Origin of the sequence: Agrobacterium rubi TR3 = NBRC 13261 (genome assembly GCF_000739935.1) — a bacterium.
GTDB lineage: Bacteria > Pseudomonadota > Alphaproteobacteria > Rhizobiales > Rhizobiaceae > Agrobacterium > Agrobacterium rubi.
In genome coordinates this window covers 52,121-78,644 of record NZ_BBJU01000007.1, presented here as the reverse complement: position 1 = coordinate 78,644, position 26,524 = coordinate 52,121, and the positions used below count along the sequence as shown (strand labels likewise).

Sequence of the window (26,524 nt, the reverse complement as noted above, 5' to 3'; positions counted from 1 at the left end):
AAGCTTAACCTTTGACTGCGCCTGCGGCGATGCCGCGGACAAAAAGTCTGCCTGAAACGAAATAGACGAAAAGCGGAACGGCACCGGTCAGAAGGGTCGCCGCCATGTTGACGTTGTATTCCTTCACGCCTTGAACCGAGTTGACGATATTGTTGAGCTGAACCGTCATCGGGTAATATTCCGGTCTGGTGAAGACGACGCCGAACAGGAAGTCGTTCCAAATGCCGGTAACCTGCAAGATCATGGCGACCACGAAAATCGGTAGCGACATGGGCGCCATGATGCGGAAATAGATTTGCCAGAAATTCGCACCATCGATGCGCGCTGCCTTGAACAATTCTTCCGGCAGACCGGCAAAGTAGTTGCGAAACAGCAAAGTGAGGATGGGCATGCCGAAAATCGTATGCACGATGACAAGACCCGTCAGCGTTCCGTAGACACCGATCTCCCGCAACACAATCACGATCGGATAAATCATGACCTGATAGGGAATGAACGCACCGATGATGAGGATGGAGAAGAAGAACTCCGAACCTTTGAACTTCCAGTTCGCCAGCGCATAACCACTGACGGACGCAATCACGATGGATACGATCGTGGACGGGATCATGATCCGGATAGAATTCCAGAACCCGCGAGACAGTCCATCACAGTTCAGGCCTGTGCATGCGTTGGACCAGGCCTTGACCCAGGGCTCGAAGGTGATTTCAAGCGGCGGGGCGAAGATGTTGCCCATGCGGATTTCCGGCATGCCTTTCAGCGATGTCACGATCATCACGTAAAGCGGCAGCAGATAATAAAGGGCCGCAACGAACAGGCTGCCATAGAGAATGATATTGCGCCGGGACAACCGCTTCTTTGGCTTGCGACCGCTTGGACCATCCAGTTTGGCCGAGACAGGGTCGATCCCTGCTGCGACCGTATTGAGTGTAGAGATATCAGCCACGCTTGCGCCCTCCAAATTCGAGATAGGCCCATGGAACGACGATGATGGCGACCGTGAGCAGCATCATGGTCGAGGCGGCAAAGCCCTGGCCCAGGTTCTGCGCCTGGAACATATAGTCGTAGACGTATTTCGCAGGCACTTCGGACGCGATGCCGGGTCCGCCGCTGGTCTGCGCCACCACAAGGTCGTAAACCTTGACGATGCCACTGGCGATAATGACGAGGGTGGTGATGAAAACCGGGCGCATCATGGGAATGACGATAAGAATATAGGTCTTCCACATGGGAATACCGTCTACACGAGAGGCCTTCCATATGTCCTCATCAATGCCCCGCAGGCCAGCCAGCATGAGGCACATGACGAGGCCCGTGCCTTGCCAAAGGGCGGCGATCAGGATGCCGTAAATGACGAAATCTGAATTGTAGAGCGGATCGAACGTAAAACTTTGCCAACCAAGAGATCGCACCACAGCCTGAATGCCGAACTCCGGGTTCAACAACCATTGCCACACAAGACCGGTGACGATGAAGGAAAGGGCGAAGGGATAGAGAAAGATGGTTCGAAATGTATTTTCGAAACGTATTTTCTGATCCATCAGCGCGGCCAGCACAAAGCCAATTACGAGGCTGAAAATCAGCGAAAGAATGCCGTAGATCGCAAGGTTCTGGATCGAGATGATCCAGCGAGGTGCCGCCCATAGGCGCTCATATTGCTCAAAGCCAATAAAAGTCGCGCGTGGCAGCAATTTCGAGTTCGTAAAGGAATAAACGACTGTCCAGATCGTTCCGCCCAGGAAGATGACCATCGCGGTCAAGATCATGGGTATCGACGCAATCTTTGAATTCAGATTGCGGAATAGCTGGTTGGGACGACCAGAATGGCTTTTGACTGCCATGTACCACTCCTCATCAATCATAAAGGTTGATCATGCAGCGGGTCGCTTCACAGCAAATCCCGCCGCACAGTTTTCCAGACGCGAAAAATCACGGGCGTCCGGTCAGGAGGTGTCTGTAACCGCAAGCGTTATCGTGACCGGTTACAGACGACTAAGGTCAGTCCGCTGAGGAAATGATGTCAGCAAAACGCTTCTGTGCGGCCTCGGCAGTCAGGGACGCATTGGCAAAAAACTCGGACATCAAGTCCTCTTTTTGCTTTTGCGTATCGGCGGAGATCAGCTGATCCGTGCTTGCCAGCACATTGCCCTTCGCCAAGATATCCAGACCCTTTTTCATGCAGTCGTTCGCAACACCCAGGTCAACGTCAGACCGTATGGGAAGCGAGCCCTTCTTCAGGTTGAAGGCCAACTGCGTTTTGGGATCGACGATCACTTCAGCCAGAACTTCCTGGGCCTTGGATTTCGCTTCGTCTTTTAACAGCGGGAAATAAAAGGCGTCGCCATTGGCTGTAAGATATTCATTCAGACCAAGGCCTGGAAGGCAGGTGTAGTCGGTTCCGGCTTTCATATTGGCCAGCTGGAATTCACCCTGTGCCCAGTCGCCCATGACCTGTCCACCGGCCTTGCCGGTGATGACCATGTTCGTTGCCTGGTTCCAGTCTTGAACATTAGAACCTTTTGTCAGCTTGCGAGCTTCGTCGGCAGCAGCAAAAATCTTCTGCATGTCCGGCCCGGCGGCAACCTCGGCGTCCTTATCCTTATAGACCTTTTCGTAAAGGTCCTTGCCGCCCATCGCAATCAACAGCGTATCGAACAGACCATTGGCCTGCCAGGCCTGACCACCCAAGGCGAGCGGCTGAATGCCCGCTTTTTGCAGCGCAGGGGCTGCAGCAATGAATTCGGTCCAGTTCTTGGGAACCTCTACGCCGGCTTTTTTAAAGGCCTCATTGGAAAGCCATAGCCACTGCCATGAGTGAATGTTGACGGGGGCACAATAAATCTTGCCATCGATGGTGCAGCTTTCGAGCAGGCTGGCTGGCTTGATGATCTCTTTCCAATTGCCCTTTTCAGCGACATCGTTGAGATCACGCATCAATCCAGACTGGGCCAGCTCTTCCGCCTGACGACCGTGATTGAATTGCGTCGCGCCCATCGGGTCACCGCCGGTGATCCGACTGATCATGATCGGGCGCGCTGTGCCGCCTGATCCAGCGATGGCGCCATCCACCCACTTATTTCCGGTTGCATCAAACGCCTTGGCTAGCTCCCCCACCGCAGCAGCTTCACTGCCCGATGTCCACCAGTGCGTCACCTCCAAGTCAGTGGCCCCAGCAATCCCTGCTGGCAACATGACACCAGCCGCCAAGGCGGCCAAAATAGAACGTATGCGCATGAGTCTCCTCCCTCACTGAAACGTTGCCGTAAAAACCTATGCGAAACATCCGACTTCCGCAACAGCAAGTATAATAAAAAAATATTTTAGTAAAAAACCATAAAAAACAATATCTTGAAATGAAAATCTGTCCCGCCATGTCGATGAGAGCAACTGCATGGCGCGAGCTCTCCAACGGTGGAGCCGAAATCCGGTGGAGCGTCGAGAGAGAGGTTGCGCGGTGTCGCGTTCTTCGAAGATCGGACTCCCTTTGTCGAGCCGAGACGTTCACCTGACCTGGCATCGCAGAAGTCTCGGCGACGGAACAGCAAGAATTTCCTCAGATGGAAATATGTATATTTCTGGTAGCAAAAAGTTGATTTGACCATCCGTATAATAGAAAAACGCAATTTTGCCGCAACCATTAAGCGACAGGCCATTAATCGCAACCCCGATTAACTGCTAATTAACCAGCGTCGAATAGAAATTAGCTAATATGCAAAGCGAATAAATCACATGCCGACTATTGTCGCTTGTGACGCTTTTTTACGGGCTGCATGACGCCAGTTCGCAATCCAAAATGTACATGTTTGGACGCTTTACCCCTTCGCTGGGGATCGCGAAGTCGCGCCTTTTTGCAAGTGATTTCGGAGTGCATCGTGAAAATCTTACCGGTGGAAGAACGCCAGTCGCCTTTGGTCGCTCTCAAACTGTGCCGTGTTCATACGCATAGCAATTTCTCGGTGACGAGCTCTCGGCCTTCTTCGTCCCGAAAATCTCGGGCTGAAACGACTGGCGCCGCCCATTTTGGCATAGATGCTCGCAGAGCATTCTCTGCCGCTTCCACCAACATTTAAAGCAATAGAGAAATCCAGGAAAACCGAGATGGTACCAGAAACACTGACATTGCCTTCTTCCCTTTCCATCCGTGGCGCAGCAACAATTCATGAAAGCCTGCTCGACGCCTTGAAGGCGAACAAAGCGGTTACCGTTGAGATACCCGCAGACGCAAATGCCGATTTGAGCTTCATTCAGCTCATCGAAGCGTCGCGGCTCTATGCCCGTGCAGAGGGCAAGTACATCACACTTACAAAACCGGCGTCACAAGGTGTTCTCGATACGCTTCGACGCGGAGGTTTTCTCACCGATATGGACGAGGCTTCGCGCCTCTTCTGGCTGCATGGAAAGGAAATGCAATGAGCGCCAATATTCTTACCGTCGACGATTCTGCCAGCATCAGAATGACGACGAAAATTGCACTAACGAATGCGGGATATCAGATAACGGAAGCCGTTGATGGCGCAGACGGCTTGGCGAAGGCCAAGGGTGGCTCTTTCGACCTGATCGTGACCGATCTGAACATGCCGAACATGAACGGCCTGGAAATGATCGAGGCGCTGCGCCAATCGCCAGCGCATACCGGTGTTCCGATCATCTTCCTCACGACCGAGTCAGACGCAGACATGAAGACACGGGCGAAAGCAGCAGGGGCGACAGGTTGGGTTACCAAACCTTTCGACCCTGAAAATCTCGTCAAGATTGTCAGGAAGGTTCTTGGTAGATGACCATACTGGACCCCATTCAGGTTTTCAGAACGGAAGCAGGCGAGCTATTCGAACAGATCGAAAGCGGCCTTCTCGACCTGTTGCATGACCTGTCCAACCAAGGGCAGATCGACGCCGTGTTTCGCGGCCTGCATACCCTCAAGGGGTCCGGCGCCATGTTTGGCTTCGAGGCACTGGCTGCGTTTACGCACCATTGCGAAACAGCCTTCGACCGCGTTCGCAAAGGAGAAGTGCCCGCCACCAGCGAATTGATCGCTGCCGTTCTGGAAGCCCAGGACCATATGCGCCAGCTGGTCGACAATCCGGCCATAGCTCTGCCGGAAACGGGCGACCGTCTGCTGGCCAAATTGCAGGCAGCTGTCGGTGACGACGCGGCAGCTGCGCCTCACCAGCAGGCGCAGACCGCAGCACCCAAGAAAGCCGACAAGCCCGGCAAAGCGACATGGCAGATCAATTTCAGCCTGCCGGCAAATGCGATGGCAAACGGGACCAACCCACTGGGTCTTCTCGACGAACTGGCGGACCTTGGCGACTGCACCATCGTTGCGAAGACGACAGCCATTCCCACGCTCGACGTCATTGATCCAACCAATCTGTATCTGTCCTGGTCGGTCACACTGACGACGGACAAGCCACGCTCCGACATTGATGACGTGTTCATTTTCGTGATGGACGATATGGCGCTCGAAGTCAGGGAAATCGCAGCCGCGCCTGCACCAGTGCTCGACATCGTCCCGCCACCGGCCCCGGTTGAAGAGGCAGCCAAAGCCAATCCGGCAGCAGCGCAGGCCAATGATGGCAAGCAGAACAAGAGTGCCGAAAACGTCCGCGTTCCCGCCGAGCGTCTGGACGAGCTGATGGATCGTGTCGGCGAACTCGTGATTGCGCAATCGCGGCTTTCGCAGCTGGCCAACACCAGCGTCGATATTCAGCTTCGCTCCGTATCCGAAGATGTCGAGCGCCTGTCCGGTGAACTCCGTGACACGATGATGGTATTGCGCATGGTGCCGATCGCCCAGCTTTTCGGTCGCTTCCGTCGCCTCATCCATGATCTGGCACGTGAGACGGGCAAGCAGATCGAACTCGTGACGGAAGGTGAAAGCACCGAAGTCGACAAGGCCGTCATCGAACGGCTCGCGGATCCCCTCGTCCACCTGGTTCGCAACTCGTGCGATCACGGCCTCGAAACACCGGACGAACGTATCGCAGCTGGCAAATCTCCTATCGGTCGCATTACGCTCGTTGCACGCCAGTCAGGCGGCGAAGTAACCATTACAATTCGTGATGACGGGCGCGGCATCGACCGTCAGCGCGTGCGCGCCAAGGCTGAATCCTCTGGTATCATCGCGGCCAATGCAACGCTGTCCGATCAGGACTTGTTGCAGCTGATCTTCGAACCGGGATTTTCCACCGCCGCTCAGATCACCAATCTTTCCGGCCGTGGCGTTGGCATGGATGTGGTCAAAAAATCCGTGGAAGCCCTGCGTGGCCTCATCAACATCACCAGCACACCCGGTGCCGGATCGGAAGTCTCTCTTGCCATCCCGTTGACGCTTGCGATCATCGATGGGTTGCTGGTGCGGGTTGGCTCCGGTTGCTACGTCATCCCGTTGTCAGCGGTGGAGGAATGCCTTGAGCTTTCTCCCGATGCGGATGTCAAATCACGTGGCCGCTCGTTCATCTCGCTGCGTGAGAGCCTCGTGCCCTTCATCCGTCTTCGCGAACTTTTCAACACGGGCACCACGCCGGATCAGTTCCAAAAGGTCGTCGTCATCTCCACCGGCTCCGAGCGCGTCGGCCTCGTCGTCGATCAGATCATCGGTGATCACCAGACGGTCATCAAGGCCATGTCGAAGCTTCACCATGATGTCGCGACGTTCTCTGGTGCGACCATTCTCGGCGATGGCAGCGTCGCCCTCATTCTCGATGTCGGCCACCTCGTGACCGCAGGCCAGCAGCAGGAGGCGCAGATGCGTATCGCCGGATGAACCAGCCTCTCATGAAACAGACCGAAGACCTTTGGGCCAACAGCGACGATCTGGAGGTCCTAACCTTCAGCATCGAGGGCGAAACCTTCGCCATCGAAGCCATCAAGGTTCAGGAAATACTCGACCTTCTGCCAGAAACTGCCGTACCCGGTGGCAAGCCGTATGTTGCCAGCGTCATTAATTTTCGGGGCAAGGTCATTCCCCTGGCAGATATTCGTCTGGCATTCGGCATGGGTGCCGCTGAAAAAACCATCGACAGCCGCATCATCGTCATCGAACTTCCAATCGAAGGCGAGCGCACGCTAGTCGGTTTGCGAACCGACAAGGTCTATGAGGTCACCACCTTTTCCAAGACGGCGAGCGAACAACCGCCGAGCGTGGGCATGCGGTGGCGTCCAGATTACATCAACTGCCTGATCAGACGCGGCAGCGAATTCGTTATCATTCCAAACCTTACCGCCATCTTCACCTCACAGCCCGACGCGTCGCTAAAGGGCGCGTCTCGCAACAACGTCATCGAACTCTCGAAGGAATTCTAGGATGCGATTTACCATTAAAATGAAGCTTGCTGTCGCGTTCGGATTCTTGATCTTGATGCTGGCAGGAACAGCCGGATACGGCATTTATAGCCTTGGTACCGCCAAGGATGCGATGGACGATGTTGTCGACGGCACTGTTGTGCGCCTTGATAAGACACACCAGATCAACGCTCTTTCTCTCTCCACGGTTCGTGCGCAGAAGAACCTTATCTTGGCGACATCACCGCAGGAAGCGCAGAAACACATTACCACAGGTAACGAAACCCGCGCCGAGATGGACAAGATGATCGCCGACATGGCGGCCACCGCCAGCGCAGAGACACGCGATTACTGGACCGATCTACAAGCGATCACCAAGGCATTTGAAACTGCAGATGATCGCGTTCGTGAGTATATTACCGAAGGTAATGTATCTGCCGCATCCGCCTACTCTTCGGGCGATGGACGGGTCGCCGCGGGCGCGATGACGCAAAAACTGAACGAGGGTGTGCAGATGAACCGCACACGTCTCAACGAAGCCAAGCAGTCCGCCGCTTCCGAATATGAACAAACACGCATGATGCTGATTGCCGCGTCCGTCGCCGCCGTTATCATCGCCATCGTTACCGCACTTTGGATTGCCCTTGGCATCAGCAGCGGCCTGCGAAAGATCATGACTGTCGCAGAGGCCGTTTCGGTTGGCGATCTGGATCAGGAAGTCGAGATCAAGACCAACGACGAAATCCGCGATCTGGTCAATCGTATCAACGTCATGACCGGCAATCTGCGCAACACCGCAAGTGTGGCCAATGAAATTGCCGACGGAAACCTGACGATCACACCGCGCCCACTTTCGGACAAGGACACGCTCGGCATTTCTCTTCAGCGCATGGTGGAGCGTCTTCGTGGCGTGGTTGCCGATGCTTTGGCGGCAGCCGACAACGTCTCGTCCGGCAGCCAGGAACTGTCTGCAAGCTCCGAGCAGCTTTCGCAGGGTGCAACTGAACAGGCGTCGTCTGCCGAAGAAGCATCCGCTTCCATGGAGCAGATGGCAGCCAACATCAAGCAGAACGCCGACAACGCAGCCCAGACCGAAAAGATCGCCCGCCAGTCTTCCAAGGATGCCGAAGCCAGCGGCGAGGCTGTAGGCCGCGCCGTAACCGCGATGCGCACCATTGCCGAAAAGATTTCCATCGTTCAGGAAATCGCGCGCCAGACGGACCTTCTTGCGCTCAACGCAGCCGTTGAAGCAGCCCGCGCTGGCGAACATGGAAAAGGCTTTGCCGTCGTCGCTTCCGAAGTCCGCAAGCTTGCGGAACGCAGCCAGGCCGCAGCCGCTGAAATCAGCTCCCTTTCGGGCACTACGGTTCAGGTTGCCACCGAAGCCGGCGACATGCTGAACCGCCTGGTACCGGATATCCGCAAGACGGCAGAACTGGTCTCCGAAATCTCGGCAGCCTGCCGCGAGCAGGATATCGGTGCCAGCCAGATCAACGAAGCCATCCAGCAGCTCGACAAGGTTACGCAGCTCAATTCCGGTGCGTCCGAAGAAATGTCTGCAACGTCAGAAGAGCTTGCCGCACAGGCAGAAGAGCTTCAGGCCAGCATCGCATTCTTCAAGGTTGACCGCTCGGATGCAGGCCACGCATCGGCAAATCTTCGTGCACCGGCTCGTCCATCACAGGCGCCTGCCGCTCGCGTCGCACCGAAGGCTGCCCCTATGCGCAGACCTGACAATTCGATTGCAAGCCAACAGGCACGTGCCAAGGGGTTTGCACTGGATATGTCGATGGGCGGCCCCGACTCTGGCGACGCCGACTTCCGCGAAAGCGCGTAACTCTCAATAACGTTGCTCCGAAAATCCTCGTTTTCGGAGCAACCACGCAAGCGACCATGATCGTCGTTCCTAGAGTGTCTGGATGAATGTCCCACCCGTCGCAGCACCCTACATCAGAAAAGATAATTCCATCTTCTGACACTCCCTATCTTTCCAAGGAATGAACGATGCGTTTCACCATTAAACTCAAACTAGCGTTAGCCTTTGCGTTTATCATCACCATGTCCGCTGGCATGGCAACGATGGCAATCTTCAACCTTTCGTCCCTGAATTCCGCGATTACGGAGATCATCCAGGGTCCGGCCGAAAACCTTCAGGATCTGACCGTTCTGACCGAAGGCGTTTCATCCTCCATTCGCGCGGAAAAGAACGCCATTTTGAATACGGACCCGCAAAAAATCTCCTCCTATCGTGAGACCGTGAACGAGCAGCGCCGGAAGATCGAGGGCAAGGTCGCGGAGTTCGACAAGGTGGATAACGCCGATATCCGCGCAAGCATCGCGACGTTCAGGACGACGTATGCCGACTGGATCGTCGTGCAGGACCAGATTCTTAATCTAGCCACCGAAAACACCACGGAAAGCAATACACGCGCTGGAGCCATGTCCATGGACCAAAGCGCGAAATTCACAGAAACCCTTCTGCGCAATCTTGATGCCCTGACAGGGATCATCACCGCCGATCTTCGCCAGACGGATGAAACGACGAATGCTCAGTATATCGAATCCCGCAATATTCTGGTGGGCATATCAATTGGTCTCGTCATCGTTTCCATCGTTGTCGCTCTCTGGATCGCAATCGGCATCAGCCGCGGCCTGACCAAGGCTATCAACGTCGTTCGCAATGTTTCCGACGGCGATTTGACGGAAACGGCTGTTATCACAACACGCGATGAAATCGGCACACTTCTCGAACACGTCAACACGATGATCGAGCGTCTGCGTGGCGTCGTTGCGGATTCGATCTCTGCTGCCGAAAACGTCTCGTCGGGAAGCCAGGAGCTTTCTGCGAGCTCCGAGCAGGTGTCTCAGGGCGCGACAGAACAGGCATCCTCGACCGAAGAAGCATCCGCTTCGATGGAAGAAATGGCTGCCAATATCCGCCAGAACGCTGAAAACGCGGCCCAGACGGAAAAGATTGCACGCCAGTCTTCCACTGACGCAGAAGCAAGCGGTGCAGCCGTCGGTCGTGCTGTTGTCGCCATGCGCACGATTGCCGAAAAGATTTCCATCGTCCAGGAAATCGCTCGCCAGACCGACCTGCTTGCTCTCAACGCTGCTGTTGAAGCCGCACGCGCTGGCGAGCATGGCAAGGGCTTTGCCGTCGTTGCTTCGGAAGTTCGCAAGCTTGCAGAACGCAGCCAGTCTGCGGCGGCTGAAATCAGTGCCATGTCCAGCGACACGGTCAAGGCTGCAGCCGATGCCGGTGAAATGCTGAACCGTCTTGTGCCTGATATCCGCAAGACAGCGGAACTGGTGGCTGAGATTTCGGCAGCCTGTCGCGAGCAGGACATCGGTGCCAACCAGATCAACGAAGCCATCCAGCAGCTGGACAAGGTCACGCAGCAAAACACCAGTGCCTCAGAAGAAATGTCTGCCACTTCAGAAGAACTGGCAGCACAGGCCGAAGAGCTTCAGACCAGCATCGCCTTCTTCAAGGTCGATAATGGCAATGCGAAGCGTGCTCAGCCTGCGCCAAAACAGGCGCCTTACCAACAGCAAAAGTCTCACCAGCCAATGCCTGCTCGCAAGTCTGCACCCGATCACTCGGTCAGAACCCAACAGGCACGCGCAAAAGGTTTCGCCCTGGATATGTCCGTCGGCGGTCCAGATGCCAACGATGCGGATTTCCGGGAAAGCGCTTAAACCATGGCCAGCACATCATCTGATACCCAGTATGTAACGTTCAGTCTCGGCGAGGAGGTCTTCGCCGTTCCCGTCGATGTCGTTCGCGAAATTCTCGATCATGAGGACGCCTTCAAGATTCCCCATGGCCCGGATTATCTGCTGGGGCTCAGGGATGTGCGTGGCCAAGGCGTTCCGGTCATCGATCTGCGCTTGCGTTTGGGCATGAGCAGAACGGTCAAGACCCAGCACACCCGCATCCTTGTGCTGGATATTCCGATCGGGGAGAAACTTCTGGCCCTGGGTCTGGTGGCAGACAAGGTGTTCGAAGTGACACCTTTCAGCCGCGATGCCGTCGAGACGGCTCCCGACATCGGGATCCGCTGGAACTCGAACTATATTGCTGGTGTCGTTCGACGCGAGGGCGATTTCGTCGTTATCATCGACCTCGCCCAGCTTTTCTCCGGTGAGGCTGGCAGCCTCACTCAGGTCACAAACGGACCTGTCCGCGCCGCATAATGGAGTCGAAACGTTGAATGCACCTGCCCACACCTCTTTCGACGACAGTTTGAACAGCCGAGACTTCCGCGAACTTTCAGAATTCATCTACAGCTACTGCGGCATCAAGATGCCCGATACGAAGCGCTCGATGCTGGAAGGACGGTTGCGCAAACGCTTGAGAGCAACCGGTCACTCGACCTTCAAGGATTATTGCGACTTCCTGTTTCGTGATGGCGGAATGGAAGCCGAGAGCGTTTTTCTGATCGATGTCGTCACGACCAACAAGACGGATTTCTTTCGGGAGCCCAACCACTTCGAATTTATGGAAAAAATCGCCCTGCCAGCATTGTCTGCCAAGGGTCACAAACGCATCCGTACCTGGAGTTCGGCCTGCTCGACCGGTGCCGAGCCCTATACAATGGCCATGGTTCTGGCAGAGGCTGTCGAGAAACGGGTAATCGGGGATTTCAGTGTTCTGGCCACGGACCTCTCAACCGAGGTCCTTCAGAAAGCGCATTCCGGCATTTATACGAAAGACCTGGTTGCGCCCGTACCACCCGATATGGCACGAAAATACGTCATGCAACCCCGCGAAAAGCAGCGCAATGAGGTGCGCATCACGCCGAGGCTTCGGGCAAAGGTCGGTTATGCCAGGCTCAATCTGATGAACCCGACATATGAGGTCGGTGATGCCTATCAGATCATTTTCTGTCGCAACGTGCTGATCTACTTCGACAAGAAAACGCAGGCGCATGTACTGACACAATTGTGCCGCTGCCTCTCACCGGGCGGATATCTTCTGATCGGGCACTCGGAAAGCATTACGGGTATCGACCTTCCCGTCAAACAGGTTGCCAACACAGTGTTCATAAAGCAGTAGCAGCCAGCCATGGTAAAAAAGACGCGCGTCCTGATCGTCGATGATTCCGCTAGTGTCCGTCAGACACTGACCGCGGTGCTACAGTCAGACCCTGACATCGAAGTGATCGGGGCGGCCTCCGATCCCTTCGCGGCCGCAAAGAAGATACAGGAAGACCTCCCTGACGTGATAACGTTGGATGTCGAAATGCCGCGCATGGACGGCATCACCTTTCTGCGAAAGATCATGTCGCAACACCCCATTCCCGTGGTGATGTGTTCGTCTCTCACCGAAGCCGGATCTGAAACCCTGTTGCAAGCGCTTGAGGCCGGTGCGGTCGACATCATCTTGAAGCCGCGCATCGGGGCCGCCGACCATCTGGCGGATTCCGCGTTGCGCATCTGCGAAGTTGTCAAAAGTGCTGCACACGCCCGCGTCAGAGGGGTAAAGGCAGCGCCACGCCAAGCCTCCGCCCATGGCATCCAGGCAAAACTCACAGCTGATGCCGTGCTGCCGCCACCATCCGGAAAGGCCATGGCACGAACAACCGAAATGGTCGTCTGCGTTGGCGCGTCCACTGGCGGCACAGAGGCCTTGCGTGAAATGCTGGAGCGGCTGCCAGCAAACGCGCCCGGCATCGTAATCGTGCAACATATGCCGGAGAAATTTACCGCTGCCTTCGCCAGACGCCTGAACTCGCTGTGCGAAATGGAAATCAAGGAGGCAGAAGACGGTGACGCTGTCTTGCGCGGTCATGTGCTGATCGCACCCGGCGACAAGCATATGCTGTTGGAGCGGCAGGGCGCGCGTTATCACGTCTCGGTCCGCAACGGTCCGCTCGTATCGCGGCACCGGCCATCGGTGGACGTGCTGTTCCGGTCCGCTGCGCGCTCGGCAGGTGGAAACGCCATGGGCGTCATCATGACCGGAATGGGCGATGACGGCGCGCGCGGCATGCTCGAGATGCATCAGGCCGGTGCCCACACATTGGCTCAGGACGAAGCATCCTCCGTCGTGTTCGGCATGCCGAAGGAAGCCATTGCGCATGGTGGTGTGGATAAGATCGTGCCGCTGGACCAGATTGCACGTGAAATTCTCTCGGAAGATCGGCGTCGCTAGACGCGTTTCCGTGTTAAATGGAAACGCTTTAGATGAAATGCTTAACGGCTCTTCAGCTGCTGTTAACCATAATGCTGAATGATCTGGGAGCACCATGATTCTGGTGCTTGAAGTGAGCGATGATCGCCCGCGCACAATACCGGATCTGGTCATGGCGGTCATTACTTTCGCGAACACAAAAGGCGGCGCTGGCAAAACAACAGCGGTGTTGCTGCTTGCTTCACAACTCGCGCGGCGCGGTCTAAAGGTCTGCGTCATCGATACGGATCCGCAGCGTTGGCTTTCCAAATGGCGGGAGGCGGCTGATTACCGCGTCGATCTCTCCGTCATCACCTATGTCTCCGCATCCAGTCTTCAACAGCACGTGCTGGATAATCGCAGAAAATTCGACCACGTCATCATCGACCTTCCCGGCGCTCAGTCACCCCTTCTGGCCACCGCTGTGGGTCTTTCCAACCATGTGCTCATCCCCGTGCAAGGTAGCACCATGGATGCGCAGGGCGGCGCGCAGGTTCTCGAATTGCTTCGTTATCTCGATGACCGGGCATCGATCAAAATACCGCATTCGGTCGTGCTGTCTCGCGTCAACTCCATGGTCACCACGCGCGCACTTCTTTCTGCCAAGGCACTTCTGGCAAAGCGCAACGTTCACGTGCTGGACACACCGATCATCGAACGTGCGGCCTTCCGCGATATGTTCGATTTCGGCGGCTACCTGCATATGATGAACCCTTCGCAGGTCAGCAATCTCGATAAGGCCCTGCAAAATGCGCAGGCCTTTGCCGATGAGGTCATGCGGCTTTTGCCTGCGCAATCAGCAGCACGTATGGTGTCTGCGGCATAGGGTGTTTGTTTCAGGCGGGTGGTCTGTCCTTATTGACGAGGCTGCCCAAGACCAAATCCAAGTGCGCTTCGATATAAGCGGGAATATCCAGTTCCCGTCTTCCGTCATGGATCAGCGTCTCGAAAATCATCGCAAGAATGGGCGCAAAGATGACTTGCGCTTCGGCCCTGGGGCCTGCGATGAATTCTCCACAAGCTATGCCATCGTTCAGGATGGTTTGGACGCGCAGCAGTAGCGGATCCAAAAGCTCATCCCGATGGGAATCGATGACTTTCGGAAACCGTCGTCCTTCGGAGACGACAAATTTCAAAAGTTCTCGAACACGCCGCTGATCGACACTGAGCTCATAGAACAGCCTTATCATAGCTGTCAGCCGGTCTGTATTGCTGCCGGTCAGCGTTCGCGTCTGCGCAATTGTTTCTTGAATGGGCGCAGATATGTGATCGATCATCCCCGCAAACAGGTCTTCCTTCGTCGGGAAATATACATAGACGGTCCCCTTGGTGACACCGACACGCTCGGCGATGTCCTCCACCCGTGCCGCTGTAAATCCGTGCTCTACAAATTCCTCGAAGGCCGCATCGAGAATTTGGGTGGGCCTAAGCGCCTTCTGTTCAGCGCGTGTCAGCCTTTTCATTCATCATCCTAACTTGTCGCGTTTGCAAAAAGATGCGCCGCAAAACAATTTCATTGACTGTCGGGTAAGTCAAATGTATCACGTATTCATCATGGTTCAAGAGGCAATGTATCAGACGCGTAGCTACGATCACCGTTATGGCGATATCTCTGGTAAGTCTTGTCGGTTGCGGTCCCAAGGACGATCAACAGCAAAAGCCCATCCGCAACGTTCAAGTGGTTACGGTCAAAGCGCTTGACGTCGCCGCTCCGATTGCGACGACTGGCCAGATCAGCGCACGCGTCCAGTCAGATCTTTCCTTTCGTGTCAGCGGTCAAATCACCCAACGCCTCGTGGATGTCGGCCAACGCGTCAAGGCAGGCCAGGTTCTTGCGCGCATAGACCCGCAGGAACAACAGGCCGATCTTCAGGTCGCCATCGCTGGACTGGAATCGGCACAGGCGCAGCAGACACAAGCGCAGCAGGCTTTCGACCGCCAACAAAATCTTTTGGCCACCGGTGTCACGACGCGCGCAGCGCTCGATTCGGCTCAAGAATCGCTTTTGACAGCCCGTGGTTCGGCAGATTCTGCACAGGCACAGGTTGATACCGCGCGCGATAGCCTGGGACAGACCGAACTCAAGGCGGACGCCGATGGCGTTATCACAGCCCGCAACGCGGAAGTCGGTCAAGTCGCTCAGGCGGCACAAACCGTTTTCACCCTCGCACATGATGGTCCGCGTGATGCCGTCATCAATGCCGACGAGTCTCTTCTGCTGGGCGGCGAAATTCAAAATGACGTCGAGGTTCGGATGCTGTCTGGCGGGGCGCCGATCAAGGCGACAGTGCGTGAAGTGTCCCCGACGATCGACACAACCACTGGCACCATTCGGGTGAAACTTTCGCTGGATCCGTCCGCGGATGTCCGTCTCGGAAGCCCGGTGGTCGCAACTGCACATTACAAGCCGGTGAAAACAATAGAGCTGCCCTGGTCGACAATCGCATCAGCATCGGGGAAGCCGGCCGTGTGGATCGTTGATCCAAAGGATCGCACCGTCTCGCTGCGTCAGATCGAGGTGGCCACCTATGCAAATGAACGTCTTTCTGTTCGGTCTGGCCTATTAGAAGGCGAAATCGTCGTTTCCAACGGCACCAAGTTTCTGACCGCTGGCGAAGTCGTGGCATACGAAGGAGCCGCACAATGACATATCCAAAGACGATCGTGGCACTCATGCTCGCCACGACATTTCTGGTGTCCTGCGGAAAGGAAGACGAGGCGGCCCCTGAAAAGCCGCGTCCTGTTCTTTCCATCGTGGTTCAACCCGCAACCCAGATGACGCTCACACTCCCCGGCACGGTGAACGCGCGTATCGAAACAGAATTCGGTTTTCGTATTCTCGGTCGCATCGTTGCTCGTAACGTCCAGGTCGGAGACATTGTTAAAAAGGGTGACATCCTGTCTGCCATCGATCCGATCGCTCTGGAGCTTGCGGTCAGAAGCGCGCAGTCGGACCTCGCCAACGCGCAAGCGCAACTGACCAACGCGACCAGCAATGAATTGCGCCAGCAAACTCTGTTCGAGCGTCAGTCTGCTGCCAAAGCAACATTTGAAAGCGCCCAGTTGGAACGACGCACGGATGCGGCCAATCTCAACAAGGCACAGGCCAATCTGGACAAGGCAAAAGAGCAACTGGACTATGCGCAGCTTCGTGCCGAATTCGACGGTGTCGTGACCGCGACATCTGCCGAAGTCGGCCAGGTCGTGTCCGCAGGTCAAAGCGTCGTAACGGTCGCACGCCCGGAAGAACGCGATGCCGTCATCGACGTTCCGGAAACCGCAAGCGCTCTGTTGAATCCCGGTGCGGAGTTCAACGTCTCGCTTCAACTCGATCCAGAGATCACAGCAAAGGGTGTCGTCAGAGAAATAACGCCGCTGGCCGATGAGGCGACCCGGACGCGGCGCACGAAACTGACCCTCGTCAATCCGCCAGAGGCCTTGCGACTTGGTTCTGTCATCACGGCAACGGCTTCGGTCAGTTCCGACCCTGCGATTCAACTGCCATCGTCAGCCATCAAACGTGACGGTGCAAAAACGACGGTCTGGGTTGTCGATAACACGGCAGGCAAGGTTTCGTCTCGCGACGTCACGCTAGACCAGGCGACTGCGAACAGCGCAACCGTTGTCGTTGCCCAAGGCATCAACCCCGGTGACCGCATCGTGGTCGCAGGCGTCAACCAACTTCAAGACGGCCAGGCCGTTCGCATCGATCAGGAGACTGCCCAGTGAAGCCGTTCAATCTTTCCGACTGGGCACTGGAGCACCGGTCGCTGGTCTGGTACTTCATGATCATCTTCGTGGTGGCAGGAACATTCTCCTACATCAATCTGGGTCGAGAAGAAGACCCTTCGTTCACGATCAAAACCATGATCGTCACCGCGCAATGGCCGGGTGCGTCCGCCGAAGAGGTCACCAAACAGGTCACCGACAGGATCGAGAAGAAACTGGAGGAGTTGGACGCTCTCGACTATACGAGAAGCGAAACCACAGCGGGCCAGACGACGATTTACGTCGAATTGCTGCCAACGACCAAGGCCAGAGATGTCACGGCGAACTGGATCAAGGTTCGCAATATGGTCAACGATATCAAGGGGAACTTCCCAAGCGGAGTAGCCGGGCCATTCTTCAACGACACCTTTGGCGATGTCTACGGCAACATCTATGCTTTCACCTCTGACGGCCTGTCACAAAGGCAATTGCGCGATCTCGTCGAAGACGCACGCGCCAAGCTTTTGACGGTTGAAAATGTCGGCAAGATCGATGTTGTCGGTGAACAGGACGAAGCGATCTACCTGGAGTTTTCGACACGCAAGATCGCGGCACTGGGGCTCGACCGCCAGACCGTCATCAACACGCTCCAGGCACAAAACGCCGTCACGCAATCTGGCTTCGTGGATGCCGGACCTGAGCGTATCGCGATCCGGGTCGGTGGTGGTTTCTCCTCGGAAGAAAGCCTGAAGGCGATCAATCTTCGGGTCAACGACCGCTATTTCCCCCTGACCGATGTTGCGACAATCAAGCGTGGCTATGTCGATCCACCGACATCCCTGTTCCGCTTCAAGGGGAAGCCTGCGATTGGTCTTGCCATTGGCATGATCAATGGCTCGAACCTTCTGACCTTCGGCGAACATCTCGATGCCGAGATGAAGCGCGTGGTTGCCGATCTGCCGATCGGGGTGACCGTCGAACGCGTCTCTGATCAGCCTGCCGTGGTTGAAGAGGCGGTCTCCGGCTTCACCACAGCCCTGTTCGAAGCGGTCGTTATCGTTCTGGCCATCAGCTTCATCAGCCTGGGCGTACGGGCAGGACTGGTCGTTGCCGTGTCCATTCCACTCGTTCTGGCCATCACATTCGTGTTCATGGAATATTCGGGCATATCGCTGCAGCGTATTTCTCTGGGCGCGCTCATCATCGCTCTGGGCCTTCTCGTGGATGACGCCATGATCGCTGTCGAGATGATGGTCGCGCGGCTGGAAGTGGGCGACAACCTTCGCCAAGCCGCGACGTATGTTTATACATCAACCGCGTTTCCCATGCTGACGGGCACCCTCGTGACCGTGGCCGGCTTCATACCGATCGGTCTCAACAGCAGTGCGGCGGGCGAATTCACCTTTACGCTTTTCGTCGTTATCGCCGTATCCCTCGTCGTCTCCTGGGTGGTGGCCGTGGTCTTTACCCCCCTGCTGGGTGTGATGATCTTGCCGAAAACCATGAAGTCGCATCACGACAAAAAGGGACGTATGGCGAGCGCTTTTGCTTGGCTGCTTGGCCTTGCCATGCGGTTTCGCTGGGTTACCATCATCGCCACCGTCGCCGTTTTCGCGCTATCGATCGGCGGACTTGGCCTGGTTCAGCAGCAATTCTTCCCATCGTCCGATCGCCCTGAACTGATCGTTGATTGGAGCATGCCGCAAAACAGCACCATTGCGGAAACCAATCGCCAGATGACCCAGTTCGAGACCGAGAAACTGGCTGGTAATGCGGACATCGATCACTGGTCGACCTATGTCGGCGAAGGCGCGCCGCGTTTCATCTTGTCCTATGACGTTCAGAGCCCTGCGGCGTGGTTTGGCCAGGTCGTAATCGTCGCAAAAGACCTTGAGGCACGCGATCGCCTCAAGGCCGAGCTTCAATCCTACCTATCGAAGACCTTTCCTGGGACCGATGCATTCGTGAAGCTGCTCGATATCGGCCCACCGGTCGGCAAACCCGTTCAGTATCGTGTCAGCGGGCCTGATGTTCAGAAACTGCGCCAATACGCGCAGGAATTCGGCGCAATCGTCAACGCCAACCCGCTTTTGTCCAACATGACGTTTGACTGGAACGAACCATCGCGCGTCGTCAAGGTCGATGTTCTCCAGGACAAGGCACGACAACTTGGCGTCTCGTCCCAGGATATAGCAACCGTTCTCAATGACGTTGTGGAAGGATCTTCCAGCACGCAGGTCAGGGATGGTATCTATCTCATAGACGTCATCGGTCGAGCAGAAGACGTCGAACGCGGCTCTATCGAGACATTGAGAAACCTGCAATTGCCGGGTTCCAATGGCCAGTCCGTTCCGCTCTCGGCAGTCGCGAAGTTCCGCTACGAACTCGAGCAGCCGATGATTGGCCGCAGAGACCGAATTCCCACGATCACCGTCAAGGCAGCTGTCGTCGGCCCGACTCAACCGGCCACAATCGTCGAGGCGCTCAAGCCCGCCGTCGAGAAGTTTGCGGCTGGCCTTCCAGCCGGATACAAGGTGGAAATCGGTGGATCGGTCGAGTCCAGCGCGGATTCGCAAGGGCCGATTGCCGCGGTTGCGCCGATGATGCTGTTTGCCATGGCGACGATCCTGATGCTTCAGCTCCAGAGTTTCAGCCGCCTGTTCCTGGTGTTTGCGGTCGCTCCGCTCGCATTGATCGGCGTGGTTGCCGCTCTCCTCTTGAGCAATGCACCCATGGGCTTCGTGGCGATCCTTGGCGTTCTCGCACTGATCGGTATCCTCATACGAAACTCGGTCATCCTCGTCGTGCAAATCGAACATCTGCGTGAAGAGGGTGTGTCGCCCTGGCGGGCAGTCATCGAAGCGACCGAGCACCGTATGCGACCGATCATGCTGACGGCGGCAGCGGCGACCCTTGCCCTGATACCGATCTCGCGCGAGGTTTTCTGGGGTCCCATGGCCTATGCCATGATGGGCGGTATCGTGGTGGGCACGGTCCTGACTCTTCTGTTCCTTCCAGCACTGTATGTGGCATGGTTCAGAATTCCACGCGAAGAGACCAATACAAATCCTGAGCAACCGCCAGCAACAGCTTGAACAAAAGCGAGGGCGCTCATCAAGCGCCCTGCTCTGCCGCCCTAAGCAAGAAACGAGTTTATTATGTCACTTTTCATGACAGAGGGCGGTAAGCTCTTGCCCAATAGTATGTTCATCGTCGCAATCGTCGTTGCGTTGACTGGTTGCGTCTCGCGCCCAACCGCAGATGTTCTCAAGCCGGTGACGCTTAAAACCGACCAGCAAAAGAAAGTCAGCATCCTGGCGGTGACAAACCGTGACTTGGTGGCAAAGGACGCATCTTTCGGAAACCGTTGGGCGGGAAGCACCAGTTACGACCAGTTCTCATTTTCCGTACCGGCCAAACGGGATGGACCCAATATTCAGTATGCGTCGAAAAACCCGGACCCCAATCGCCAATATATCGTGACCGGGCGAGAAAGGCTGACCAAAACATCGCTCGTGCAAATGGCAACCAGCACGGCGCAGTTCGATGGCACGGCGGCGGTCTTTGTCCACGGCTACAACTACTCCTACCAGGAAGCGCTGTTTCGCACGGCGCAGATGGCAGCTGATTCAGGCTCGTTCGGTGCACCCATCATGTTCTCCTGGCCATCGGCGGCAAGCGTAACCGGATATGTGGCAGATCGTGATGCGGTGCTCTATTCCCGCACGGAACTCGGATCATTGCTTGAAACGTTAGCGGCTGCCCCCAAGGTCAAACGCATCATCCTGTTTGGCCATAGCATGGGCGGCTTTCTGTCGATGGAAGCGGCCAGACAGCTTAGGCTTGAAGGGCGCAGCAACGTCTTGGCAAAGCTTCAGATCGTGCTCGCCGCACCGGACATCGATGTCGATGTGTTCCGTTCACAGATCAGAGACGTCGGCGCCATTCCAACCCCCATTACGCTCTTGGTCTCGAATTCGGACCAGGCGCTCAGCTTTTCCAGCTTCGTCGGTGGCGAACGGCCGCGAGTGGGAAGTCTCGACGTGAACGATCCGGTGATCCAGCAAGCAGCAAAAGCCGAACGCATCCGCGTCATAGATATTTCGGCGTTGAAATCATCCGATGGCCTTGGTCATGATCGCTACGCTTCGCTTGCACAGTTTGCAGGAAACATAGACAAGGCGGAAGCTCGGATGCGCTCAAGCGGCAGTAACATCGGCGCCTTCGTGTTCGACGCTGCCGGTGCGGCGGTCGCCAGCCCTTTCAGGCTCGCCGGGCAAATCGCACGTCAGTAGATTTACGTCTTGAGCCAGGAAATATGACGTTCAAGCAGCCCCGTGGCTTGGCAGGCTGAACTGTAATCTTCTGTCCATCATCTGTTCATGAAGCAGCCACGCCTGCTTCAGGGAGGGAACACATACTCCTGTTGTCGCTCATCAAGAGCAATCAACAGGAGACACACATGCGCTGGATAGCCAAGGCGACTGCCGTAACAGGAACCGTTCTGCTTATGACCGCCGGTGGCGTGAACGCCATCGAAATCCACAACGGGTCCATCAGCGAGGCTGAAGTCCTGAAATCACAAAAGGCCTGGGGTGAGGCTCTCGTCGCCATTTCGCGTGAATATGAAGACAAGGGCGCAAAGCCGGCCCATGACATGGCGGCAAAGGTCATCGATGCGGCCTATGGCTATCAGCTGGGCCCGGTCCTCTTCAAACCGACGCTGACGCAGGAGCCTCAGACCTTCAGGACGGACCGTGAGGGGGCTTTGTCCTACTTCGTCGGACAGAATCCGAAATATCCAAGCGATACGGGTTTTGCGCTGAAGGGATGGCGTGAAGTCGAAGTCAAGAACGCCGCCATCCTTCTCGATGGCGAATATGCCACCACTTTGGGCAAGGTGTCCTTCACCGACAAGGACGGCAAGGTAACGACGGTCGATAAATCATGGACCTTCAAAAAGGATGATGAGGGGACGATCCGTATCGTTCAGCACCATTCCTCGCTGCCTTACGCCGCCCAATAAACCGCCGTCTACCGATCTTGCTCCAGACGATAACCGATGCCGCGGACAGTGGTGATACACGAGCGGCCGTCTGACGCGCGATCGATCTTGGCCCGCAGGCGACGCACATAGACATCCACGACATTCGTCAAGGGGTCTTCGCCTGCGCCCCATATATTCGCCAAAATCCGTTCCCGGCTGAGCAATCGCCCGGGAGCGGACATGAACAGCTCCAGAAGCGCAAGCTCCTTGGCGGTCAGCGAAATCTCCTGGCCTTCGACAGTGACGCGCATGGACTCCCGGTCGAGTTCCAGCAACCCGACGGACAATGTCTTTGCTCCCAGCGGCCTCAGATCGACAGGGCGGCGCATCAGCGCCTCTATCCGCGCCAGCAACTCCTCGAACGAAAACGGTTTGACCAGATAGTCGTCTGCGCCCATTTTCAATCCCGCGATGCGATCATTCACCGAACCAAGCGCCGTCAGCATCAAAATGGGTGCCGATATTCCGCTCGCACGCAATGTCTGACACACATCGGAACCATTTATGATGGGCAGCATGACATCGAGCAGAATGGCACCGCTTGCACCGGTGGAGCGCCATTCCTGCCATAAGTCATGAGCGCGTTCGATGCCGCTCGGGCCATCGCGGGCAACGGTGATGCTGTAACCTTCCGCACGCAATCCGCGCTCCAGGAAATCAGCCACTCTTGGATCATCTTCTATGATCAGTATGTTCACTCTGTCGTCTCCGCGGTGGGTTCAAGAACGGGATGGGCTCCCAACAACGGCAAGCGAAGTGTGGCCGTCGTTCCCCGATCGGTGTCGCTGTGAAGGGTGATCGTTCCATCGTGGGCTGATACAAGATGTCTGGCGATGGACAAGCCCAGACCGGTGCCCTCAGGGCGATGACGTCTTGCATTGTCGCCGCGATAATTGCGGTCGAACACATGGGGAAGTGCATCGGCTTCAATGCCAATCCCGTGGTCGCGAACAACCAGCTCCCATACATCTGCCATCACGTTGGAACGGACCTCGACCCGACCCTTGTGTGGCGAATAGCGAATGGCATTGTCGAGCAGAATGGCGATGACCTGTCTGAGGCGGAACGCGTCACCGGCCACGATCGCTTCTGCATCCTCGATCTCGGTCGCAATTGCAATGCTTCGCTGATTGGCTAGGGCGGCGGCACTCAAAAGCGCCTCTTCAAGCGGGCCTGCGATATCGATCGGCTCTTTGTTAAGCAGCAATGTCTCATCTTCGCCACGCGACATCATCAACAGGTCATCAATCAGGCAGCCCATCTGGCTGGCTGCCTGTCCGATACGCTCAAGCGATGCGCGGTAATCTTCACTCGCCTTTTGTCCTCGCAGGGCGATCTCCGCCTCGCCGCGAATGGCGGTGGTGGGTGTGCGCAGCTCGTGACTGATATCGGCCAGCAAACTGCGCCGACGCCCCTCCGACGCCCGCAATCGTGATAAGGCATCTTCGAGAGCAGACGTGCGCTCCTTGACCTGTTGCTCGAGAAGACTGCGTTGATTGGCTTCCTCGTTTCGCCTGAGGGAGAGTTCGGACGCCATGCGGTTGATGCTGGTGGCAAACCGGCCGAACTCGTCTGTGGTGGTCACGGGAATACGATGATCGAGCTGGCCGGCCTCATAAGCCTTCGCCCCTTCAGACATCTGCTGCAACGGACGGCGAATGGCGTTGGCGATGGCATAGGCCAACCCCATGCCGATGACGGCGATGACGAATGTCAAAACTGCAAGGACGCGATTGAGCTGCAAGAGTGCCGCATCCGCATTCGCGCGCTTGATGACGAGCTGGGATCGCTCCGTAGCGATTGTGCTGTTGAGCAATTCGCGCAGATCCCGCCCAGCGCCCTGATCGAAAATCGTTTCGATGGAGGCCCATGCCGTTCGGGCATCATCTGCTCCCGTATGCGATTTTATGTCCTCTATGGCCGGTTTCAGCGCGACGACGCTGCCCGAGATCAGCTGCAAGGCCTCATCGCGCGCATTATCGTCATCGACATCTTCTTCTGGCGCACCAGCGAGATGATCCAGTTCGCGCGTTTTCTTGCTGATACGTTGAAGCTGCTCGATGGTCGCAGCCATATGAGCGCGCAGCATTTCGCCATCTCCCGGTGCATGGTCGGCGCCGATCAGCGCGCGTAAAGACCATGCCCGCAGCCGCTGCTTTGTTGCGGAAAGCTCCAGCAAACCGGAAAGAAGATCGCCGGCATATCGGCCGCGAATGACCTGCTGCTCTGCCTCCGTGGCGATATGCCGATTGAGAAGACCTTGGCACACGATCAGCATGGCAAGGACCGCGAACGCCGCGACCAGCCGTATCGTGAAGTCAAACCGTCCCATTTGATCGCTCTCCGTTCCTCAACCCTTCAGGTCGAGATATTCACATTACAAGCGAACACATGCAAAGGCGGACTTTGCGGTATTTGTTCGGCTGCATCACTTATGAGGAGCAGAAGTCTTGCCAAGCACCTGCGCATCTGCCGAAACGCTACGAACAAGCGTCAGTCCGGCAGCGTACGTATAACAAGGCAGTTGGAACAGATGTGCCAGGCAGGTGTTTAGGTCGCGCGGTATATTAGGTATCGCTGGAGAGAATTTATGAGTAATCGAGTTTGTATCATAGGGTCTGGCCCTACCGGCATTTATACGTTCCAACATCTGTCCAGCTCACCTAAGCCATTATCCATTACAATATACGAAGCTGAAAATTATGCGGGAAAAGGTACACCTTATCTTCCCACAATCAATGACCCGGCCATGCTGTCCAACATTCCCAGCATCGAAATCCCACCGCTTGGTGAGACATTGGTCGACTGGCTTCGTGGCCGGGACGATGAGTACCTCTCAACATTTGGGATCGTGCGCGCCAGCATCAGCGAGCGTCAGTTCTATCCCCGCTTGGTGCTAGGCGACTATTTCCACGACCAGTTCCTGTTTTTGAAAGCTCAGGCGGAAAAGCGCGGTCACAAAGTGGACATTCGTGTCCAGCATCGCGTGAGGGACATCGCCCTGGAAACACATGATATCCGTCTGAAGGTCGAAGCCTCAGGGGAGGCTTTCGACGCGGTGTACGACCACGTCGTCATGGCAACAGGTCACAACTGGCCGGAAAGCACAGAAACCCACCCGGGATATTTCATGTCGGCCTGGCCTGCATCGGCGCTTCAGTCCATCGAGGGCGGACGTCTGGGAATACTCGGCACCTCATTGAGTGCGATCGATGCACTTATGACGGTTGCGACCTCTTGCGGTTCGTTCATTCATGACAGTGCGGGCAATCTGCAATACCAGCCATCGACAGGGCGGGAGGATTTCCATGCCGTTTTGATGTCTCGCAAAGGATTGTTGCCGGAAGCAGATTTTTATTGCCCGCTGCCCTATATGCGACCACGCGTTTGCACCCCCGAAGCCATCAACGCTTTGATCGCATCCGGCTCGAACGGCCTTCTGGATAAGGTGTTCGAGCTATTCAGGAGCGAAGTCGTGCTTGCAGATCCTCACTATGCCGCTGAGATCGGGCTGAGCCAACTGACGGTCGATACATTCGCAAGTGCATATTATGCCCGCCGTTCAGACATCGATCCATTTGTCTGGGCTGCAGCAAACCTGGCCGAAGCCAAACAAAACGCGGCAGCGGAATTCACCGTGCCTTGGCGTTACGCCATCATGATCACGCATGAAATCATCGCGAAAATCGTTCCACATCTCGACACGGACGATTTTGCCCGATTCAACAAATCGTTCAAAGGCATCTTTATCGATGAGTACGCGACCGTGCCGCATCTATCGATCGAGCGTTTGCTGGCCTTGCGCAATGCCGGCCGGATTGAAATCTTGAAGCTCGGCGGCGACTACGACATCACGAAACCTCAGTCATCACGCGGGGCATGTGTTGCGATGGGCGAAAAAACAGAGCGCTTCGACAACTTCATCGATGCGACAGGCCAGAGCGCACTTTCTGCAAGGGAACTTCCCTTTCCGACCCTCGTCAACCAGGAAACCGTGCGAAAAGCACCCACCCCTGAGCCATCAGGTTTCATGCTGGGCGACGACACCGTCTCGACCGTGCGCTTGGGCGGGATCGATGTGGATGAATCCTACCGCACACGAACAGCGGGTACTGTTTCCAACCGTCTCTATTGCGCCGCGATACCGTTTCTGCTGCACAAAAATCCATTTGTGCAGGGCATCACCAGCGCGGCTGAAACGGGTGAAATCGTTGCGCATGCCATCATCGATGATCTGAACCACGTTCAGTTCACCGAATTGCTCTCTGCATGAATGGTTTAAGTGCCGGAACCGCCATAGCGTCGGA

General features: G+C 56.1%; 22 protein-coding genes. 16 read left to right on the top strand and 6 right to left on the bottom strand.

Annotated elements, in window-relative coordinates:
* Nucleotides 1-4 precede the first annotated feature (4 nt).
* From RRU01S_RS04920 to RRU01S_RS04910, 3 genes are all read right to left on the bottom strand, one after another.
* Nucleotides 5-946 carry a carbohydrate ABC transporter permease gene (locus RRU01S_RS04920; RefSeq protein WP_045229143.1) on the bottom strand — a complete coding sequence of 314 codons (942 nt, stop codon included), beginning with the start codon at nt 944-946 and terminating at the stop codon, nt 5-7.
* Complete coding sequence (locus tag RRU01S_RS04915) at nt 939-1,841, bottom strand: carbohydrate ABC transporter permease (protein WP_045229601.1); 903 nt, start codon at nt 1,839-1,841, stop codon at nt 939-941. Before RRU01S_RS04915 ends, RRU01S_RS04920 begins: the two co-directional genes overlap by 8 nt.
* Before the next feature lie 157 nt (nt 1,842-1,998).
* A complete protein-coding gene (locus tag RRU01S_RS04910) occupies nt 1,999-3,234 on the bottom strand; it encodes an ABC transporter substrate-binding protein (RefSeq protein WP_045229142.1) in 1,236 nt (411 codons plus the stop codon).
* An 864-nt stretch (nt 3,235-4,098) separates the two neighbouring features.
* On the opposite strand from RRU01S_RS04910, the gene RRU01S_RS04905 reads away from it, so the two are divergent.
* The 10 genes from RRU01S_RS04905 to RRU01S_RS04860 all read left to right on the top strand — a co-directional run bounded on the left by RRU01S_RS04905 (nt 4,099) and on the right by RRU01S_RS04860 (nt 14,288).
* On the top strand, nt 4,099-4,413 hold the full coding sequence (locus RRU01S_RS04905; RefSeq protein ID WP_045229141.1) for an STAS domain-containing protein: 315 nt from the start codon (nt 4,099-4,101) through the stop codon (nt 4,411-4,413).
* Nucleotides 4,410-4,778: a response regulator gene (locus RRU01S_RS04900; protein ID WP_045229140.1), complete on the top strand. Its 369-nt coding sequence runs from the start codon at nt 4,410-4,412 to the stop codon at nt 4,776-4,778. Before RRU01S_RS04905 ends, RRU01S_RS04900 begins: the two co-directional genes overlap by 4 nt.
* Entirely contained in the window at nt 4,775-6,766 is a 1,992-nt protein-coding gene (locus tag RRU01S_RS04895) for a chemotaxis protein CheA (protein ID WP_045229139.1), read from the top strand. The genes RRU01S_RS04900 and RRU01S_RS04895 overlap by 4 nt, the downstream gene beginning before the upstream one ends.
* Nucleotides 6,763-7,305: a chemotaxis protein CheW gene (locus RRU01S_RS04890; RefSeq protein ID WP_045229138.1), complete on the top strand. Its 543-nt coding sequence runs from the start codon at nt 6,763-6,765 to the stop codon at nt 7,303-7,305. The genes RRU01S_RS04895 and RRU01S_RS04890 overlap by 4 nt, the downstream gene beginning before the upstream one ends.
* A 1-nt stretch (nt 7,306) precedes the next feature.
* Entirely contained in the window at nt 7,307-9,121 is a 1,815-nt protein-coding gene (locus RRU01S_RS04885) for a methyl-accepting chemotaxis protein (protein WP_045229137.1), read from the top strand.
* A 167-nt stretch (nt 9,122-9,288) separates the two neighbouring features.
* The gene (locus tag RRU01S_RS04880) at nt 9,289-10,986 is read left to right on the top strand and encodes a methyl-accepting chemotaxis protein (protein ID WP_045229136.1); all 1,698 of its coding nucleotides are present in this window, start codon (nt 9,289-9,291) and stop codon (nt 10,984-10,986) included.
* A 3-nt stretch (nt 10,987-10,989) separates the two neighbouring features.
* Entirely contained in the window at nt 10,990-11,484 is a 495-nt protein-coding gene (locus RRU01S_RS04875) for a chemotaxis protein CheW (protein ID WP_045229135.1), read from the top strand.
* 13 nt (nt 11,485-11,497) lie between these two features.
* Entirely contained in the window at nt 11,498-12,346 is an 849-nt protein-coding gene (locus tag RRU01S_RS04870; protein ID WP_045229134.1) for a CheR family methyltransferase, read from the top strand.
* A gap of 9 nt (nt 12,347-12,355) precedes the next feature.
* On the top strand, nt 12,356-13,444 hold the full coding sequence (locus RRU01S_RS04865) for a protein-glutamate methylesterase/protein-glutamine glutaminase (protein WP_045229133.1): 1,089 nt from the start codon (nt 12,356-12,358) through the stop codon (nt 13,442-13,444).
* A gap of 151 nt (nt 13,445-13,595) precedes the next feature.
* Nucleotides 13,596-14,288, top strand: coding sequence for a ParA family protein (locus RRU01S_RS04860; RefSeq protein ID WP_045229600.1), 693 nt, complete (start codon nt 13,596-13,598; stop codon nt 14,286-14,288).
* A gap of 10 nt (nt 14,289-14,298) precedes the next feature.
* On the opposite strand, the gene RRU01S_RS04855 is transcribed toward RRU01S_RS04860, so the two are convergent.
* Complete coding sequence (locus RRU01S_RS04855) at nt 14,299-14,925, bottom strand: TetR/AcrR family transcriptional regulator (protein WP_045229132.1); 627 nt, start codon at nt 14,923-14,925, stop codon at nt 14,299-14,301.
* Between the two features lie 110 nt (nt 14,926-15,035).
* Between RRU01S_RS04855 and RRU01S_RS04850 the strand changes: the two genes are divergently transcribed.
* The 5 genes from RRU01S_RS04850 to RRU01S_RS04830 all read left to right on the top strand — a co-directional run bounded on the left by RRU01S_RS04850 (nt 15,036) and on the right by RRU01S_RS04830 (nt 22,196).
* Nucleotides 15,036-16,109, top strand: a complete 1,074-nt coding sequence (locus tag RRU01S_RS04850) for an efflux RND transporter periplasmic adaptor subunit (RefSeq protein ID WP_234902027.1) — start codon at nt 15,036-15,038, stop codon at nt 16,107-16,109.
* Nucleotides 16,106-17,191: an efflux RND transporter periplasmic adaptor subunit gene (locus RRU01S_RS04845; protein WP_045229130.1), complete on the top strand. Its 1,086-nt coding sequence runs from the start codon at nt 16,106-16,108 to the stop codon at nt 17,189-17,191. The genes RRU01S_RS04850 and RRU01S_RS04845 overlap by 4 nt, the downstream gene beginning before the upstream one ends.
* Nucleotides 17,188-20,265 (top strand): efflux RND transporter permease subunit, encoded by a 3,078-nt coding sequence (locus tag RRU01S_RS04840; protein WP_045229129.1) that lies wholly within the window; start codon nt 17,188-17,190, stop codon nt 20,263-20,265. The genes RRU01S_RS04845 and RRU01S_RS04840 overlap by 4 nt, the downstream gene beginning before the upstream one ends.
* A gap of 63 nt (nt 20,266-20,328) precedes the next feature.
* A complete protein-coding gene (locus tag RRU01S_RS04835) occupies nt 20,329-21,465 on the top strand; it encodes an alpha/beta hydrolase (RefSeq protein ID WP_234936099.1) in 1,137 nt (378 codons plus the stop codon).
* 167 nt (nt 21,466-21,632) lie between these two features.
* Entirely contained in the window at nt 21,633-22,196 is a 564-nt protein-coding gene (locus RRU01S_RS04830) for a metal-independent carbonic anhydrase family protein (protein ID WP_045229599.1), read from the top strand.
* An 8-nt stretch (nt 22,197-22,204) separates the two neighbouring features.
* On the opposite strand, the gene RRU01S_RS04825 is transcribed toward RRU01S_RS04830, so the two are convergent.
* Nucleotides 22,205-22,915 carry a response regulator transcription factor gene (locus tag RRU01S_RS04825; RefSeq protein WP_045229127.1) on the bottom strand — a complete coding sequence of 237 codons (711 nt, stop codon included), beginning with the start codon at nt 22,913-22,915 and terminating at the stop codon, nt 22,205-22,207.
* Entirely contained in the window at nt 22,912-24,549 is a 1,638-nt protein-coding gene (locus RRU01S_RS04820) for a sensor histidine kinase (protein WP_045229126.1), read from the bottom strand. Before RRU01S_RS04820 ends, RRU01S_RS04825 begins: the two co-directional genes overlap by 4 nt.
* A gap of 258 nt (nt 24,550-24,807) precedes the next feature.
* Between RRU01S_RS04820 and RRU01S_RS04815 the strand changes: the two genes are divergently transcribed.
* A complete protein-coding gene (locus RRU01S_RS04815; RefSeq protein WP_045229125.1) occupies nt 24,808-26,490 on the top strand; it encodes an FAD/NAD(P)-binding protein in 1,683 nt (560 codons plus the stop codon).
* Nucleotides 26,491-26,524 lie beyond the last annotated feature (34 nt).